This is a genomic window from Devosia sp. P2_G7 (genome assembly GCF_056403495.1).
Window position 1 is genome coordinate 550076 of sequence record NZ_JBFUFI010000001.1, and the last position, 14914, is coordinate 564989.

General features: G+C 64.1%; 20 protein-coding genes. 15 read left to right on the forward strand and 5 right to left on the reverse strand.

Features of this window, described 5'->3' with window-relative positions; translation table 11 throughout:
• Positions 1-185: 185 nt before the first annotated feature.
• Both AC1DWU_RS02815 and AC1DWU_RS02820 read left to right on the forward strand, forming a co-directional pair.
• A complete protein-coding gene (locus AC1DWU_RS02815; RefSeq protein WP_477148432.1) occupies positions 186-584 on the forward strand; it encodes a DUF2794 domain-containing protein in 399 nt (132 codons plus the stop codon).
• A gap of 38 nt (positions 585-622) precedes the next feature.
• Positions 623-1045, forward strand: coding sequence for a GNAT family N-acetyltransferase (locus AC1DWU_RS02820; RefSeq protein WP_477148433.1), 423 nt, complete (start codon positions 623-625; stop codon positions 1043-1045).
• On the opposite strand, the gene AC1DWU_RS02825 is transcribed toward AC1DWU_RS02820, so the two are convergent.
• Together AC1DWU_RS02825 and AC1DWU_RS02830 are read right to left on the reverse strand one after the other, a co-directional pair.
• On the reverse strand, positions 1042-1539 hold the full coding sequence (locus tag AC1DWU_RS02825) for an N-acetyltransferase family protein (RefSeq protein WP_477148434.1): 498 nt from the start codon (positions 1537-1539) through the stop codon (positions 1042-1044). The two genes, AC1DWU_RS02820 and AC1DWU_RS02825, sit on opposite strands and share 4 nt — an antisense overlap.
• 86 nt (positions 1540-1625) lie before the next feature.
• Complete coding sequence (locus tag AC1DWU_RS02830; RefSeq protein ID WP_477148435.1) at positions 1626-2399, reverse strand: Bax inhibitor-1/YccA family protein; 774 nt, start codon at positions 2397-2399, stop codon at positions 1626-1628.
• 284 nt (positions 2400-2683) lie between these two features.
• Here AC1DWU_RS02830 and thpR point away from each other — a divergent pair, with 284 nt between their 5' ends.
• From thpR to AC1DWU_RS02860, 6 genes are all read left to right on the forward strand, one after another.
• On the forward strand, positions 2684-3223 hold the full coding sequence (thpR, locus tag AC1DWU_RS02835; protein ID WP_477148436.1) for an RNA 2',3'-cyclic phosphodiesterase: 540 nt from the start codon (positions 2684-2686) through the stop codon (positions 3221-3223).
• Positions 3224-3414: 191 nt separating this feature from the next.
• Positions 3415-3954 carry an invasion associated locus B family protein gene (locus AC1DWU_RS02840; protein WP_477148437.1) on the forward strand — a complete coding sequence of 180 codons (540 nt, stop codon included), beginning with the start codon at positions 3415-3417 and terminating at the stop codon, positions 3952-3954.
• Between the two features lie 94 nt (positions 3955-4048).
• On the forward strand, positions 4049-4558 hold the full coding sequence (locus AC1DWU_RS02845) for an invasion associated locus B family protein (protein ID WP_477148438.1): 510 nt from the start codon (positions 4049-4051) through the stop codon (positions 4556-4558).
• A 159-nt stretch (positions 4559-4717) separates the two neighbouring features.
• Positions 4718-5944 carry a dual-specificity RNA methyltransferase RlmN gene (gene rlmN / locus AC1DWU_RS02850; RefSeq protein WP_477148439.1) on the forward strand — a complete coding sequence of 409 codons (1227 nt, stop codon included), beginning with the start codon at positions 4718-4720 and terminating at the stop codon, positions 5942-5944.
• 89 nt (positions 5945-6033) lie between these two features.
• The gene (locus AC1DWU_RS02855; protein WP_477148510.1) at positions 6034-6498 is read left to right on the forward strand and encodes a GNAT family N-acetyltransferase; all 465 of its coding nucleotides are present in this window, start codon (positions 6034-6036) and stop codon (positions 6496-6498) included.
• A gap of 45 nt (positions 6499-6543) precedes the next feature.
• Positions 6544-6834, forward strand: coding sequence for a hypothetical protein (locus tag AC1DWU_RS02860; protein ID WP_477148440.1), 291 nt, complete (start codon positions 6544-6546; stop codon positions 6832-6834).
• Positions 6835-6838: 4 nt separating this feature from the next.
• On the opposite strand, the gene AC1DWU_RS02865 is transcribed toward AC1DWU_RS02860, so the two are convergent.
• Both AC1DWU_RS02865 and AC1DWU_RS02870 read right to left on the reverse strand, forming a co-directional pair.
• The gene (locus AC1DWU_RS02865; protein ID WP_477148441.1) at positions 6839-7690 is read right to left on the reverse strand and encodes a 23S rRNA (adenine(2030)-N(6))-methyltransferase RlmJ; all 852 of its coding nucleotides are present in this window, start codon (positions 7688-7690) and stop codon (positions 6839-6841) included.
• The gene (locus AC1DWU_RS02870) at positions 7690-8337 is read right to left on the reverse strand and encodes a LysE family translocator (RefSeq protein WP_477148442.1); all 648 of its coding nucleotides are present in this window, start codon (positions 8335-8337) and stop codon (positions 7690-7692) included. The genes AC1DWU_RS02865 and AC1DWU_RS02870 overlap by 1 nt, the downstream gene beginning before the upstream one ends.
• Positions 8338-8408: 71 nt before the next feature.
• Here AC1DWU_RS02870 and AC1DWU_RS02875 point away from each other — a divergent pair, with 71 nt between their 5' ends.
• Positions 8409-8981 carry a demethoxyubiquinone hydroxylase family protein gene (locus AC1DWU_RS02875; protein ID WP_477148443.1) on the forward strand — a complete coding sequence of 191 codons (573 nt, stop codon included), beginning with the start codon at positions 8409-8411 and terminating at the stop codon, positions 8979-8981.
• 3 nt (positions 8982-8984) lie between these two features.
• On the opposite strand, the gene AC1DWU_RS02880 is transcribed toward AC1DWU_RS02875, so the two are convergent.
• Positions 8985-9452, reverse strand: a complete 468-nt coding sequence (locus tag AC1DWU_RS02880) for an Lrp/AsnC family transcriptional regulator (RefSeq protein WP_477148444.1) — start codon at positions 9450-9452, stop codon at positions 8985-8987.
• 125 nt (positions 9453-9577) lie between these two features.
• Between AC1DWU_RS02880 and AC1DWU_RS02885 the strand changes: the two genes are divergently transcribed.
• The 6 genes from AC1DWU_RS02885 (at position 9578) to AC1DWU_RS02910 (ending at position 14902) form a co-directional block, all read left to right on the forward strand.
• The gene (locus AC1DWU_RS02885; RefSeq protein ID WP_477148445.1) at positions 9578-10804 is read left to right on the forward strand and encodes an argininosuccinate synthase; all 1227 of its coding nucleotides are present in this window, start codon (positions 9578-9580) and stop codon (positions 10802-10804) included.
• Positions 10805-11018: 214 nt separating this feature from the next.
• Positions 11019-11498, forward strand: coding sequence for a hypothetical protein (locus tag AC1DWU_RS02890; protein ID WP_477148446.1), 480 nt, complete (start codon positions 11019-11021; stop codon positions 11496-11498).
• Positions 11483-11962, forward strand: coding sequence for a hypothetical protein (locus AC1DWU_RS02895; protein ID WP_477148447.1), 480 nt, complete (start codon positions 11483-11485; stop codon positions 11960-11962). Before AC1DWU_RS02890 ends, AC1DWU_RS02895 begins: the two co-directional genes overlap by 16 nt.
• A complete protein-coding gene (locus AC1DWU_RS02900; protein WP_477148448.1) occupies positions 11950-12360 on the forward strand; it encodes a hypothetical protein in 411 nt (136 codons plus the stop codon). The genes AC1DWU_RS02895 and AC1DWU_RS02900 overlap by 13 nt, the downstream gene beginning before the upstream one ends.
• Before the next feature lie 4 nt (positions 12361-12364).
• Entirely contained in the window at positions 12365-12682 is a 318-nt protein-coding gene (locus tag AC1DWU_RS02905; RefSeq protein WP_477148449.1) for a hypothetical protein, read from the forward strand.
• A gap of 90 nt (positions 12683-12772) precedes the next feature.
• Positions 12773-14902 (forward strand): EAL domain-containing protein, encoded by a 2130-nt coding sequence (locus AC1DWU_RS02910; RefSeq protein ID WP_477148450.1) that lies wholly within the window; start codon positions 12773-12775, stop codon positions 14900-14902.
• Positions 14903-14914 lie beyond the last annotated feature (12 nt).

The window sequence follows — 14914 nt, forward strand, 5'->3', positions numbered from 1 at the left end:
ATATGGATAAGGTGCCGGGCCAATCTGGCGCCAAGTGGGAGGGATTGTGACCGAATTGGGGATTCTACGTTAACCACTGCGGCAGGTGCTTACGTCGTCACCACGGCGTAACGCCGATGTATCCCGACCGGCTTGCCAAGCGTTGCGAATGACGCGATCATGACATTGAGGTGACGAGGCGAGGAATGGTGGACGAACCCGAGCAGCTTGGATCAGGGCTTCTCATCGATTTCGCGGCAGCCGCGAGCCCTGGTCCTGCAGAGCCCCAACCGGCCAACCACAACCGCTTCGTTCCAGCGGTCAGCTTCGAGCGCAAAGAACTCCAGACCATCCTTAACCTCTATGGCCGCAAGGTCGTCGACGGCGAGTGGCGCGACTATGCGATCGACTTCCTGCGCGACCGCGCCTTGTTCTCGATCTACAAGCGCGCCTCCGAGCGCCCGCTCTACGTGGTCGAGAAGAACCCAAAGCTCCGTCTCAAGCAGGGCCAGTACATGGTGCTGAGCCAGGACGGCCGCGTCCTGAAGCGCGGCCACGACCTGTCGACGGTGCTGCGCGTCCTGGAACTCGCCCTCGTCAAATGATCACCGTCCGCCCGGCCGAGCCGGCGGATGCAGCGGCCATGAGCGCCGTGCTCACCGCCTCGATCCGCGACCTCTGCACCACCGATCACCGCAACGACCCCGAAATCCTCGCCGGCTGGCTGCGCAACAAGACGCCCGAAATGGTGCTGCGGATGTTCGACAACCCGAACGCCCAGTTGCTGGTCGCCGAGCATGACGGCGAGGTCGCAGCCGTCGGCTGCCTCAACGGCACAGACGAGATTGCGCTCAACTACGTCGCCCCATCCCACCGTTTTGCCGGCGTCAGCAAGGCCCTCCTGGCCGACATGGAAGACCGCATCCGCCAGGCTGGCGCTACCCGCGGCAAGCTCACCAGCACCGGCACAGCCCGGCGCTTCTACCTCGCGTCCGGCTGGCTCGAAGCCGGCCCCTGCGAGGCCGATCGCGGCATGGTGTGCTACCCGATGGAAAAGCCTCTCTAGAGGGCCTTCTGCATGTGCACGATATCCAGCCAGCGGTCGAACTTGTAGCCCACTGCATCGTAGCGCCCGACATGGCGGAACCCGGCCTTCTCGTGCAGCCGCACCGAGTTCGCCCGCTCAGCGGTAATCACCGCGATCATCTGCTTGAACCCCGCCGCCCGGCTCTGCGCCATCAACTCGTCGAGCAGCCGTCCGCCGATCCCCTGCCCCACCGCATCCTGCGCTAGGTAGATCGAGTCCTCGCAGGTGAAGCGGTACGCGGCGCGCGGCCGGTAGAACGAGGCATAGGCATATCCGAGCACCTTGCCGTCCCGTTCGGCGATGATCAGCGGATGGCCCAGCGCCTTCAGCTTGCCGAAGCGCTCCGCCATCTCGGTCTCATCAGGCGGCTCCGTCTCGAACGTGATCACCGTCTCCTCGACATAGGGCCGGTAGATGGCCGTGATCGCCGGGATGTCTGACCAGGCGAACGGGCGGAAGACGACGTCGGACATTGAGAGCTCGCTGCAAACGAAAGGGCCGCGATCTCTAGTAGATCGCGGCCCTTCAAACTTCCAATCAGACTTGCTGATTGCTGAGATTATTCCCGGTTACCGAACAGGCGGAGCAGCATCAGGAACAGGTTGATGAAGTCGAGGTAGAGGCTGAGAGCGCCCATCACGGCGGTCTTGTGCAGCACCTCAGCGCCGTAACCCTCGTTGTAGCCTTCCTTGATCTTCTGCGTGTCGTAGGCGGTCAGGCCCACGAAGATCAGCACGCCGATCGCCGAGATGGCGAAGTCGAGCATGCTCGAAGCAAGGAAGATGTTCACGATCGAGGCGATGATCAAGCCGATCAGGCCCATGATCAGGAAGTTGCCGATGCTCGTGAGGTCACGCTTGGTGGTGTAGCCGTAGAGGCTCATGGCACCGAAGGTCGCCGCCGAGATGAAGAACACCTTGGCGATCGAAGCGTCGGTATAGACCATGAAGATCGACGAGAGGCTCAGGCCCATCACGGCCGCGAACACCCAGAACAGCAGCTGCGCGGTCGCGCCGGACAGCTTGTTGATGCCGAAGCTCAGCACCAGCACGAAGGCCAGCGGCGCGAAGGCGATCACCCACATCAGCGGCGACGTATAGAGCAGTGCGCCCCACGAGGTGAGCATCGTGCCATTGGTCAGCTGCGCCACAGCCTGGCTCGGGTCGGTGGTGGTGGCGAAGGAGTTGCCGAAATAGGCAACAAGGCCGGTCACCACCAGACCAATGCCCATATAGTTGTAGACCTTCAGCATGTAGCTGCGCAGGCCCTCATCGATGGCCGCGGCGGTTCCGGCCCGCTGAGCGGCGATAGTCGGACGGTCGAATTCAGCCATGACGAAATTCCTTTTCCTGGCGACGTGACGGGGCGCTCCTCCGAGCCACTGCCGTCGATCACACAATATGAGGGCAGGCCCTGGCGAATACAAGACTTCGGGATCCCACCTTAACGTTCCGTAATGTCGCAATTCTTCAACGGTTTATCCGAGCCTTTTCGCCTCACGGCGCAGCCGCTTTACCACGCTGTGCTGCGTGTCTTGCGGGAGCCATCCTCCGTCGCTACGTTTCTTGTGTAGATGAGCGCGAATCACGTGGCTCACAGCGGCAAAGGGAGGGTCGATTGCCCAGGCTCTTTACCGGAATCGAGGTCCCTCCAGAGGTGGGCCTCGCCCTCTCGCTCAAGCGGGGAGGCCTGTTCGGCGCCCGCTGGATCGACACCGAGAACTATCACATTACCTTGCGCTTCATCGGCGACGTCGATCACCATGTGGCGAGCGAAGTGACCGACATGCTCGACCGCCTGGCCGACAGCGAGGCCTTCACGGTCAAGCTCGATCACCTGGGTTCGTTCGGTGGCAACACCCCCCGCGCCCTGTTCGCCGGCTGCTCCGCCAATGCCGCTCTCTTACGCTTGCAGGCGGCGCAGGAGCGGGTGCTGCAACGCTGCGGCCTCGCGCCGGAAGGCCGGAAATTCGTGCCGCACGTGGCTTTGGCCCGGCTCCGCGGCGTCTCCGCCGAGGAAGTCGCGAGCTTCATCGCCTTTTCCGGCCGCTTCACCCCGCTCGAGTTCAAGGTCGGTCGCTTCGTCCTGTTCTCGAGCCGTGACTCGGTCGGCGGCGGGCCCTATCTGGTGGAGCAGAGCTACCCGCTGGCGGCGTGAGCGTTAACGCTTCTTTCACCATGCGGGCCCAAACAGGATTTTCGGCGATTTGCCCTGTCAAATTGCCGACAAGATTGCCGCTAATGTCGCGACTTACTCAAAATGCGCGACCGGTTTGAGACCTTGGTAACCATGCCATGGCAGGATGCCCAGGTGCTGGTTGCGCAACTTCGGACAAGGATGTTCGGGCGATGACATCATCTCGTTTGGCGCTGGCAGGTCTCGTTGCCGGAAGCCTTTGCCTCGCACTGGCGGCCGTGCCGGCCTCAGCGCAGGAAATCAAGCAACTGGGGACCTTCAAGGCGTGGACCGCCTGGACCGGTACCGATGCCAATGGCGCCATGTGCTACATCTCGGCCTCGCCCGATGACTGGACCCCCAAGGAAGTGAACGGCAGCCCGGTGCGGCGCAGCCCGATCCATTTCCTGGTGATCAACCGCAAGGGCCTGGGCACCAAGAACGAAGTGCAGACCCAGGTCGGCTACCCGTTCCACCCCACCAATGCCACCGTCACTGCGACGGTCGACGGCAAGACCTTCCCCATGGTCACCGAAGGCGAAGCCGCCTGGCTCGCCGTCGAGGCGGACGAAGCGACCTTCGTCGAAGCGCTGAAGGCGGGCACTAAGCTCACCGTCAACGGCACCTCGCAGAAGGGCAACAAGATGTCCGACAGCTACAGCCTGTCAGGCGTCACCGCCGCCCTGGGTGAAATCAACAAGGCCTGCAGCTGAGCGGCGTGAAACCCCGCGCCCTTCTGGAACGTTCGGCGATTGAACCCATCAGGCTTTGCCTGCTACCAACCGCCGAACTGTTGAGGCCCTGCTCATGAAACTCTGCGCTCTCGCTGCCCTCGCCACGCTGACCGTGCCCTTGCTGGCCAGCTCAGCCATGGCGCAGTCGGTGAAGCTGCTCGGCGAGTATCGCGACTGGACCGCTTACACCGCCACCGAGTCGACCGGCCCGGTGTGCTTCGCACTGTCGCGGCCCACCGAAGTCACTCCCAGCCCCGACGATTTCACCGAGGCCTGGCTCTACCTTACCAATCGCCCCTCGGAGAGCGTCAGCAACGAGCTCAACCTGGTTGCCGGCTTCATGTTCGCCCCCGACACCACGGCCACTGCCACGGTCAGCGGCCAGAGCTTCGAGCTGTTCACCGAAAAAGACGCCGCCTGGCTGCAGAACCCGAGCGAGAACGAGAACCTCGCTGGTGCGCTCCGCGCCGGCTCCTCGGTCGTCATCGAAGGCACCAGCGACAAGGGCATCCGGATCACCGAAACCTTCTCGCTGAGCGGCGCCACCTCCGCTAGCCGCGCCATCGAAGACTGCACCGGCTAATCCCTTGATCCTCCCCCGCGTGGCGGGGGACCAGCGAAGCTGGTGGAGGGGGCCACCACCCACTCGGTGCAAGCCAGCCTCCCACCGCCGTGTTTTGCGCGATCCGTGCTACTATGTTATGTGCCGCGCCCTGAAACGCTCGGAAGCCGCCGCCCGCACATGTCCATCGCCCTCGACCTTGACCATCATGCCCACGTCGACCGCCCGAAATCCGGGCGGACGTCGCTCGTCGGCCTGATGAAGCCCGAGCTGCGCGAGACGCTGATGGGCATCGGCCTCGACGAGCGCGAGGCCAAGATGCGTGCCTCCCAGCTGTGGAACTGGATCTACCACAACGGCGTCACCGACTTCGACCGGATGACCAACATCCAGAAGGGCTTCCGCCAGAAGCTCGCCGACACGTTCCTGCTCGATCGCCCCGAGATCGTCACCGAGCAGGTCTCGATCGACGGTACCCGCAAGTGGCTGTTCCGCTTCCGCGATCCCAAGAATCCTCTGCTGCCGCCTGTCGAAGTCGAGACCGTCTACATCCCCGAGGAAGACCGCGGCACGCTCTGCGTCTCCTCGCAGGTCGGCTGCACCCTCACCTGTTCGTTCTGCCACACCGGCACGCAGAAGCTGGTGCGCAATCTCACCGCCGGCGAGATCCTCGGCCAGATCCTGATGGCGCGCGAGCGCCTCGGCGATTTCCCCGGCGGCGTCCGCCCCGATGACGGCGGCCTCGTGCCGGCGCCGCGCGGTTCGGGCGGCTCCGAAGGCGACAGCCGCGCCATCACCAATGTGGTGATGATGGGCATGGGCGAGCCACTCTACAATTACGACAACGTCAAGCAGGCCCTGCTGATCGCCTCGGACGAGGCCGGTATCTCGCTGTCGAAGCGCCGCATCACCCTCTCCACTTCCGGGGTCGTGCCGTTCATCGAGCCCACCGGCCGCGAGATCGGCGTCATGCTGGCCATTTCGCTCCATGCAGTGCGCGACGAGTTGCGCGACATGCTGGTGCCGATCAACAAGAAGTATCCGCTGAAAGAGCTGATCCAGGCCTGCCGCGACTACCCCGGCCTGTCGAACGCCCGCCGCATCACCTTCGAGTACGTCATGCTCAAGGACATCAACGATTCCGACGCCGACGCCCGCGAGCTGGTGCGCCTGCTCGCCGGCATCCCGGCCAAGATCAACCTGATCCCGTTCAACCCCTGGCCCGGCACCAACTACGACTGCTCGTCGTCCTCGCGCATCGAGCGCTTCGCCGACATCGTCAACAATGCCGGCTATGCCAGCCCGGTCCGCACCCCGCGGGGCCGCGACATCTTCGCCGCCTGCGGGCAGCTGAAGAGTGAGACCGAGCGGCTGACCAAGAAAGAGCGCGACGCGCTCACCGCCTGACATCTTGGCGAGCCGCTAAACCCCGTCTAGGATCGTCTAGCCGCGTTCAGAGCGCGGCACCCACGGCGCGGTGCCCGTCGGCACGTCTGATCCGATCCCCAATCGGTGACGCCTCCCAGCAAGGAGTCCAGCCGATGCCCATCGACATCAAACGCATGCACCCCGGCGACGAACTCGATTTCACCGAGATCGCCCCCGACGTCTTCGACGAGCCCATCCATCCCGAGCGCCTCGAAACCTACCTGCTCGAGCCCGGCCACCTGATGCTCCTCGCCTTCGACAACGGCGTCGTCGTCGGCCAGTGCGCCGCCGTCATCCACCATCATCCCGACAAGGCGACCGAGCTCTACATTGACGAGGTCGGCACCGCCTCGACCCACCGGCGCCAGGGCATCGCCACGCGCCTGGTATCGGCCATGTTCAGCTGGGGCAGCGAACTGGGCTGTCGCGAAGCCTGGCTCGGCACCGAGCTCGACAACCTCGAAGCCAACGGCCTCTACCGCAAGATCGGCGGCACCGGCGATGCGATGATCTATTACGAGTTCGAGCTCTAGCCGCGCCATTGCGCTACGACTGAGGGCGATAACAGGGAGAACGAAATGTATGTGTTGCACATCGAGCATTCGGTTCCCGACTACGACACCTGGCGCCGCCAGGGCTTCGACAGCGATCCGCTAGGGCGCCGCCAGATGGGCGTACTGCGCCATCGTGTCGGCCGACATGCCGACAATCCCAACCACGTCATGATTGAGCTGGAGTTCGCAACGCGCGAAGCCTCCGAACGAATGACGGCAGCGCTCCGGCAGATGTGGGTAGGGGCCGAAGCGCGCGGCCTGATCCATACGCCGCAACTGACGAGCTTCGTTCTGGTCGACACCGTCGACTATTAGCCCGTCACTCCTCGCCGCGGATCCACTCGAGCTTGTGACGCCCGGCACCCGGATCGCCCAGCAACTGCGCCAGCGCCGGCAGCAGGATCCGCAGTTCCGCTTCCATCGTGAACGGCGGGTTGACCAGGATCATGCCCGAACCGTGCAGCCGCGGCGGGTTCGATGCCGGCCGGATGCTGACCTCGGCGCGCAGCATCTTCGGAATGCCGGTATCGCGCAGCGCCGAGATGAAATCGTGCACCGCCCGCGTGTCCTTCAGCGGATACCACAGCGCATAGACCCCGGTGGCGAACTTGCCATGCGCCTTCACCAACCCGTCGACGATGCGCTCAAACTCGCCGCGCTCCTCGAACGGCGGATCGACCAGCACCAGCCCGCGCTTCTCCTTGGGCGGCACATGCGCGTTGAGCGACAGCCACCCATCGAGATGGATCACCCGCACCTGCACGTCACCCTCGAAGAGCTTGCCCAGCCGCTCCGCATATTCAGGGTGCAGTTCCAGCGCCGACAGCCGGTCCTGCGGCCGGAACAGTTTGCGCACCAGCAGCGGCGAACCCGGATAGGTTTCGAGCTTGTCGCCCGGGTTCAGCTCGGCCAGCACCTTGAGATACGGCTCCGCCAGCGCCTGCGCCTTCTGCGGCAGGCCGCCCTTCAGCACCTTGCCGATACCGTCGATCCATTCCGGCGAGCGCTTGGCAATTGCCCCGGTCAGGTCGTACTGCCCGATCCCCGCATGCGTATCGATCACCCGAAACGCCGCGTCCTTCTTCTTCAGGTACTCGACCAGCCGCGTAACGATGAGATGCTTCATCACATCGGCGAAGTTCCCGGCGTGGAAGGCGTGGGAATAGTTCATCAGTGGCGCGCCTGCGCCGTGAGGATGGTCGCGGCGAACGCCGTGAAGATGCCCGCAAAACTCCAGTTCAGTGCTTTCTCGACCCACTTGGTGCGCTTGAACGCCGCCGCGATCCATTCGGCCGCATAGACGGTCAGCACCGCGAGCGGGATCGAGATGAGGATGAACTCGGCACCGAGGAAGAACAGCTTTCCGCTCGCAGCCGGGTCATGCGCATCGACGAACTGCGGCAGGAACGTCACGAAGAACAGCACCACCTTGGGGTTGAGCAGGTTGATCCCCACGCCGGTCATGTAGCTCTGGCGCAGCGTCGGTGCCTTCTTGGCCGCCGCGGCAAGCCGCAGGCCGCCGCCATGGACGATCGCCTGCCAGGCGAGCCAGATGAGGTACACGGCCCCGACGATCTTCAGCGCCAGGAACAGCGCCGGCGCCGCAACGATCAGCACCGAGATGCCGAGCGCCGCGAGTGTCGTATGCACCAGCACCCCGGTCATCGCGCCGGCAGCGCAAGCCAGCCCATGCGCCCGGCCGTAGTTGATGGCCCGGCTCAGCTGCAGCGCCATATCCGGGCCGGGAGTGATCGCAAGGATCACGCCCGCAAGCGCGAAGGCGAGGATTACGGCAAGGTCGGGAATGAAGGCGGGCATGGGGACTTTCCAGAATGGCCAGTTGCTGCCTATCATCTCCCGGCATCGTGGCCAATGGGCGGGGACCAGGCATGGCGTTCTGGGAATCGCGCTCCAACGCGCTGACGGTTCGCCGCATCCTCAAGGTCAATCACGCCGGCGAGTTCGGGGCCATCCGCATCTACAATGCCCAGTTGGCGTTCGCCCACCGCTTCTACCCCGACATCGTTCCGGCGCTTACGGAGATGCGCGACGACGAGATCGAACACTGCCGCCTGTTCTTAGGGGCGATGCCGGATAGAAACGCGAGGCCGTGTCGAGTGATGGCGTTCTGGAGCCTTGGCGGCTACGTCCTCGGTTTCGCGACGGCGCTCATGGGCCGCAACATGATCTGGGTCTGCACTGAGGCGGTCGAGGCAACCGTGCATCGACACCTCGAGCATCAAAAGGCCTTCCTCAAGCAGCAGGATCTTGAGTTGCACGACCTGATCAGCTCGATTCAGGAACAGGAACTCGCCCACCTGCAGCACGCCGTGGAACACCAACCGCGGCAGGGTTTGGTCCGTGCCGTGACCTTGCCCGTGATCGGGTTGGTGACAGAGAGCCTGATCTGGCTCTCCACCTGGGGCGACTCGAGCGCCATGCGAGGCGAGATCGCCTGCTGAGCCTCACCCCAGCGGCAACTCGTGGCTGCGCTTGATCGTTTCCATCGGCACGTCGGTCTTGACGCTCTGCACGCTCGGGATGCGCGCCAGATGGTCGGACTGAAAGCGCCAGTAGGCGTGGAGGTCCGCCGTCACCACCCGCATGATCGCATCGCACTCGCCGGTGGTGAGATAGCACTCGACCACCTCAGGGAACTGCCGCACCGTCTCGGCGAATTTCTCGGTAACGGTCGAATCCTGCGTCTTGAACCAGACCCGCACGAACACCGTCAGCCCCAAGCCCACTTTCGGTCCATTGAGAACCGCGACATACTTGTCGATAATCCCGGATTCCTCGAGCAGCTTCACCCGGCGCAGGCAGGGCGAAGGCGACAGCCCCACCTCGTTGGCGAGCTCGACATTCGAGATCCGGCCGTTGCGCTGCAGGGCATTCAGGATCCGGCGGTCGATGGCATCAAGCACTTCTGGCACTTTGCGCTGCTCCTGCACCAGCTATTGGCATTATCTGCCACAAATTGCGCTAGTAGTGACGTTTTCGCAAGGACGTTGCGCTCGCGCCGGTGTAGCGTCGCCGCCAAATCATGCCGAGAGATGAAATGAGCAAAGACATCAAGAAGATCGTCCTGTCCTATTCGGGCGGCCTCGACACGTCGATCATGCTGAAGTGGCTGCAGGAGCACTACCAGGCGGAGATCGTCACCTTCACCGCCGACCTCGGCCAGGGCGAGGAACTGGAACCGGCCCGCAAGAAGGCCGAGATGTTCGGCATCAAGGACATCCGCATCGTCGACGTGCGCGAGGAATTCGTCCGCGATTTCGTCTTCCCGATGTTCCGCGCAAATGCCCTCTATGAAGGCCAGTACCTGCTTGGCACCTCGATCGCCCGTCCGGTGATCGCCCGCCATCTCGTCGAGATCGCCGAGGAAACCGGCGCCGATGCCATCGCCCATGGCGCCACCGGCAAGGGCAACGACCAGGTCCGCTTCGAGCTCACCGCAAATGCGCTGAAGCCGGACCTCAAGGTCATCGCCCCTTGGCGCGAGTGGGACCTGCGCTCACGCACTGCGTTGCTCAACTATGCCGAAAAGCACCAGATCCCGATCGCCAAGGACAAGCGCGGCGAAGCGCCGTTCTCGGTCGACGCCAACCTCCTCCACACCTCGTCCGAGGGCATGGTGCTGGAAGATCCGGCAGTGCCGGCGCCCGACTATGTCGCCCAGCGCACCGTCGACCCCGAGAAGGCCCCGAACGAAGCCGAGATCATCACTATCGGCTACGAGAAGGGCGACCCGGTCTCGGTCAATGGCGTCAAGCTCAGCCCGGCCGAGTTGCTCACCAAGCTCAATGAACTCGGTGGCAAGCACGGCATCGGCCGGCTCGACCTGGTCGAGAACCGCTTCGTCGGCATGAAGTCGCGCGGCCTCTACGAGACCCCGGGCGGCACCATCATGCTGGTGGCGCACCGCGGCATCGAGTCGATCACCCTCGACCGCGGCGAGGCCCATCTCAAGGATGAGCTGATGCCGAAATATGCCGAGCTCATCTACAACGGCTTCTGGTACTCGCCCGAGCGCGAGATGCTGCAGGCGCTGATCGACAAGTCCCAGCAGTTCGTCACCGGCGACGTCACCGTGAAACTCTACAAGGGCTCGGCCAGCGTCATCGCGCGGTCCTCGCCCTACTCGCTCTACAACATGGACCTCGTGACCTTCGAGGAAGGCGCCGTGGCCTACGACCACCACGACGCCGAGGGCTTCATCCGCCTCAACGGCCTGCGCCTCAAGACCTACGCCGCACGCCGGCTCAACCTCGGCAAGAAGTAGCCCGGCGGCCGCGGCGCGACCGCGGCTACCGCTACCTTCAACGTACACATGTGCGTGTTACTGCGTGGCCGACCGGTAGGCATTTCTTGCCGGTCGGCGCGTTGGTGCGTTGTTGATTTGCGCACTAACGCCTAGTGCGATCAATATTTAGCACTCATTAACCATGAAATACTGACACTCCGGGCGAGTTTCATCGCGTACCCGGAGTAAAGTGATGCGTTTACTTGCTGCAACCACCCTCGCCCTGCTGGCCGGCGCCATGCCCGCGGCAGCGGCCAACGTCGATTTCACCGGCACCGTAACAGCTGGCTGCACAATCGTCGCCAGCACCAACGGTACGCTGGGGCTGAACCTCACCACAGGCACCACACTTGGTTCGGAGGAGGCCGGCGGCACGCCCGGTTCCGTTACCGTCCTGTCGATCGGCGGCTCGACGCTCACCATCGGCGCACCGACCCGTACCTCCAGCGCACCAGGCGGCTATTCCGTCGGCACCGAGATCGTCGAAGTCTCCTACACAGGCGCCTCCGGCCTCTCGGGCATCACCCAGGCTTACACGGCCAGCCAGACTACCCAGTCGCTCGGCACCATCGCCGCCTCGGTGCTGACGGTGAACAATCGGATCCGCAACTCCGCCGGCTTCCCCGCGGCCACCTACACGACGCGGACCGTGGTCACATGCGCGCAGCCCTGAGCTACACGGCCGCTGGTGCGCTCATCGGCGCGGTACTACTGGCGCCGCTGCCCGCTTTGGCCTGCACGCTTAACGTGCAGTCGCCCGGTACCCTGCGCGCATCGAACGACAACACCATGCTCGGCTCGGAGGTCAACGGAACCACCCCGGGGACCATGACCAGCGTCCTGACGTTGCTCGACGGCACGGCGACCATCGACGTCGCGCCCCCGACGCGTATCCAGACGGCGTCGGGCTACAATGCCAGTGCCGAGACGCTGCAGGTAGCCTACAGCGCCGCCTCCGTACTCGGTCTCTTTCCCGGCGCCAGCCAATCCTACACGAGCGCAACGACCAGCTTCCAGGCAACGGGCATTCTCTCCGGCCTGTCGATCACAATCACGATCAACAACCGCATCTTGAACCCCAACGGCTTTGCCCCCGGCACCTATGGAACAAGGACCGTCGTCACATGCCATCCCTGAAGCTAGCCATCCTGCCGATGGCGATTGCCGCCACACTCGCCCTCGCCGCCCCGGTCGCCGCGCAATCGCTGTCGCCGCTCGAGAAATCAGGCGTCACGCCCTCGGACAAGAAGGCCTTCAAGCTGACCGTCGGCAATCCCTACAACCGCCGGATGACATTCGTCCTCGTGCCCCTCGCCTCCGACTACCAGACGCCCATCGGCGGCGTCGTCATCAGGCCCGCCGAACTCACCATGGCGCCCGGCTTCGCCCGCCAGGTCATCGTGACCTTCGATATCGATCCCACCAAGAAGGAGCGGACAATTGCGCTCTGTGTCATGCCTAAAGCACTCGATGGTCCGATTCTGCCGCGCGTCTGTGGTCGCTACACTGGCCGCATGGCCGGCGTCGGCGGCTGACGGCTTGCTCCTCCCGCCACCTCCGGTAGGACCGGGCGGCGAAGACTCGATCACGACCTCCGAGGGGGTGCGCTGCAGCCAGTCGATCAACTCCTCCGGCGGCTATCTCGATCTCGGCGTCGCGGGCGGCGACCTGTCGAGTGCGTATTCCAGCGACGACTACGGCATCGACGATAGCGCGCCGCAGAGCGCCGTCGCCTACGCCCGCGTCATCATTCCGCTCGGCGAAGCTCCCACCCGGCTCAATTGCGCCCGGCTCTACGAGCTCGAAATCCAGAAGCTGAAAGCCGAAATCGAGATGCTGAAGGTCGGTCTCGAGTAACGGGCGAAGGGCTTTTGCTTAAAGCGTTCTTAACCACCCATCGCTAGCGTTCCCAGGCCCGAATAACGGGAATTGGGAGCCTGACCAGAAGTGAAGGCGCTGTCCGTCGATTCCGACCACAAGGCCGCAGATGCATTGCTGCTCGATGCGGCGCTGCAGTCGGTTCCCTACGGCTTCTGCGTCTGGTCGCCCAATTTCAAGCTGGTGATGTTCAACCAGCACTATCTCGACATCTACGGCTTTCCCACCCGCCGCGTCCGCAAGGGCATGACGCTGGAGGCAGTGGTCAAGCTTTCCTCCGAGATGGGCAACCACCCCGACCAATCCCCCGAAGAGTTCCTTGCCGCCTACAAGAAGGAACTGCTCGGCAACCGCGGCGGCGCCCGTTCCAAGGTGCGCGAGCGGGTTGCCGGCGATCGCTGGCTCGAAACCGCCCACGCCTTCTCCCCCGGCCTCGGCTGGGTGGTGACGCACGAGGATGTCACCGAGGAGATCGCGTCCTCCGAGATCATCCAGAAGCGCAAGCGCGAGCTCGAACGCCAGAACATCCGGCTCGATGCGGCGGTCAACAACATCTCCCAGGGCCTCTGCATGTACGACCCCAAGGGTCGCCTGGTGATCTGCAACCAGCCCTACCAGCGCATCTACAACCTGCCCGAGCACCTGCTGAAGCCCGGCACCCAGCTCGACGACATCCTCGGCCACCTGTTCGACGAGGGCATGCAGGCCGGCGCCAACCGCGAAGACTACATCCGCTGGCGCCGCGAGGTGATTTCGCGCGGCGAGTACGGCAAGAACATCCACGAGCTCAACGGCCGCACCATCATGATGCAGCACCATCCGATGAAGGATGGCGGCTGGGTCACCACCCACGAAGACATCACCGAGCAGCGCCAGCACGAAGAGCGCATCCGCCACCTCGCGCGCCACGACGCGCTGACCCAGCTGCCCAACCGCGTGCAGTTCCTCGAGGAGATGGCGGCGGCCGAGCCCGGCCTCGCCCGTGGCGAGCACATCGCAGTACTCTGCATCGATCTCGATCACTTCAAGTCGGTCAACGACACGCTCGGCCATTCGCTTGGCGACAAGCTGCTGCAGCAGGTCTCGGCGCGCCTGTGGGGCGCCACCCGGGAAAACGACCTGCTGGCCCGCCTCGGCGGCGACGAGTTCGCGCTCATGTTGCGTGGCGTCGACAACCCGGCGGAAGCCGCCACCATCGCCGAGCGCATCGTCACGGCGATGGCCAACCCCTTCACCATCGACGGCCACCAGCTGGTCATCGGCACCTCGGTCGGCATCGCCATGGCCCCACAGGACGGCGAGACCTCCGAGACCCTGATGAAGAACGCCGACCTGGCGCTCTACAAGGCCAAGAACGAGGGGCGCTCGACCTTCCATTTCTTCGAGTCCGGCATGGATGCCGCCATCCAGAAGCGTCGCACCATCGAGGCCGGTCTCCGCCTCGCCCTCGCCAAGGGCGAGTTGCGCCTGGTGTTCCAGCCGCTGGTCGGCTTGAAAGAAAACCGCATCACCTGCCTCGAAGCGCTGCTGCGCTGGGATACCGCTGATCGCGGCACCATCTCGCCGACCGAGTTCATACCGATCGCCGAGGAAACCGGCCTCATCGTCCAGATCGGCGAATGGGTCCTGCGCGAAGCCTGCCGCACTGCCGCCAACTGGCCGCCCGGTGTGCGCGTCGCGGTCAACCTCTCGCCCGTGCAGTTCAAGAACAAGCGCCTGTTCGAGACGGTCGAAGCCGCGCTCCGCGATACCGGTCTCTCCCCCACCCGGCTCGAACTCGAGATCACCGAGTCGCTGCTGCTCTCCGACAACGAGCCGACGCTGAAGACCCTGCACAAGCTGCGGGCACTCGGCGTTCGCATCTCGATGGACGATTTCGGCACCGGTTACTCGTCGCTGAGCTACCTGCGTTCGTTCCCCTTCGACAAGATCAAGATCGACCGCACCTTCATGCGCGATCTCAAGTCGAAAGGCGACAGCCTCGCCATCATCAAGGCGGTGATCGGCCTCGGCCAGTCGCTCGGCATGTCCACCACCGCCGAAGGCATCGAGACCGAGGAACAGCTCGCCGCCGTCCGCGATCAGGGCTGCAACGAAGTCCAGGGTTTCCTGTTCTCGCCCCCAATCAGCGCCCAGGCGGTCACCGAGATGCTGGCCGAAGAAGCCGCCACCCGCCCCAAGCTGCGCCGGGTCTCCTGACATCTGATACCT

Bases quoted from the DNA above. Each gene is read 5' to 3' on its own strand.
- AC1DWU_RS02815 (WP_477148432.1), top strand. From the start codon at position 186: ATGGTGGACGAACCCGAGCAGCTTGGATCAGGGCTTCTCATCGATTTC.
- AC1DWU_RS02820 (WP_477148433.1), top strand. From the start codon at position 623: ATGAGCGCCGTGCTCACCGCCTCGATCCGCGACCTCTGCACCACCGAT.
- AC1DWU_RS02825 (WP_477148434.1), bottom strand. From the start codon at position 1,539: ATGTCCGACGTCGTCTTCCGCCCGTTCGCCTGGTCAGACATCCCGGCG.
- AC1DWU_RS02830 (WP_477148435.1), bottom strand. From the start codon at position 2,399: ATGGCTGAATTCGACCGTCCGACTATCGCCGCTCAGCGGGCCGGAACC.
- AC1DWU_RS02840 (WP_477148437.1), top strand. From the start codon at position 3,415: ATGACATCATCTCGTTTGGCGCTGGCAGGTCTCGTTGCCGGAAGCCTT.
- AC1DWU_RS02845 (WP_477148438.1), top strand. From the start codon at position 4,049: ATGAAACTCTGCGCTCTCGCTGCCCTCGCCACGCTGACCGTGCCCTTG.
- rlmN (WP_477148439.1), top strand. From the start codon at position 4,718: ATGTCCATCGCCCTCGACCTTGACCATCATGCCCACGTCGACCGCCCG.
- AC1DWU_RS02860 (WP_477148440.1), top strand. From the start codon at position 6,544: ATGTATGTGTTGCACATCGAGCATTCGGTTCCCGACTACGACACCTGG.
- AC1DWU_RS02865 (WP_477148441.1), bottom strand. From the start codon at position 7,690: ATGAACTATTCCCACGCCTTCCACGCCGGGAACTTCGCCGATGTGATG.
- AC1DWU_RS02870 (WP_477148442.1), bottom strand. From the start codon at position 8,337: ATGCCCGCCTTCATTCCCGACCTTGCCGTAATCCTCGCCTTCGCGCTT.
- AC1DWU_RS02875 (WP_477148443.1), top strand. From the start codon at position 8,409: ATGGCGTTCTGGGAATCGCGCTCCAACGCGCTGACGGTTCGCCGCATC.
- AC1DWU_RS02885 (WP_477148445.1), top strand. From the start codon at position 9,578: ATGAGCAAAGACATCAAGAAGATCGTCCTGTCCTATTCGGGCGGCCTC.
- AC1DWU_RS02890 (WP_477148446.1), top strand. From the start codon at position 11,019: ATGCGTTTACTTGCTGCAACCACCCTCGCCCTGCTGGCCGGCGCCATG.
- AC1DWU_RS02895 (WP_477148447.1), top strand. From the start codon at position 11,483: ATGCGCGCAGCCCTGAGCTACACGGCCGCTGGTGCGCTCATCGGCGCG.
- AC1DWU_RS02900 (WP_477148448.1), top strand. From the start codon at position 11,950: ATGCCATCCCTGAAGCTAGCCATCCTGCCGATGGCGATTGCCGCCACA.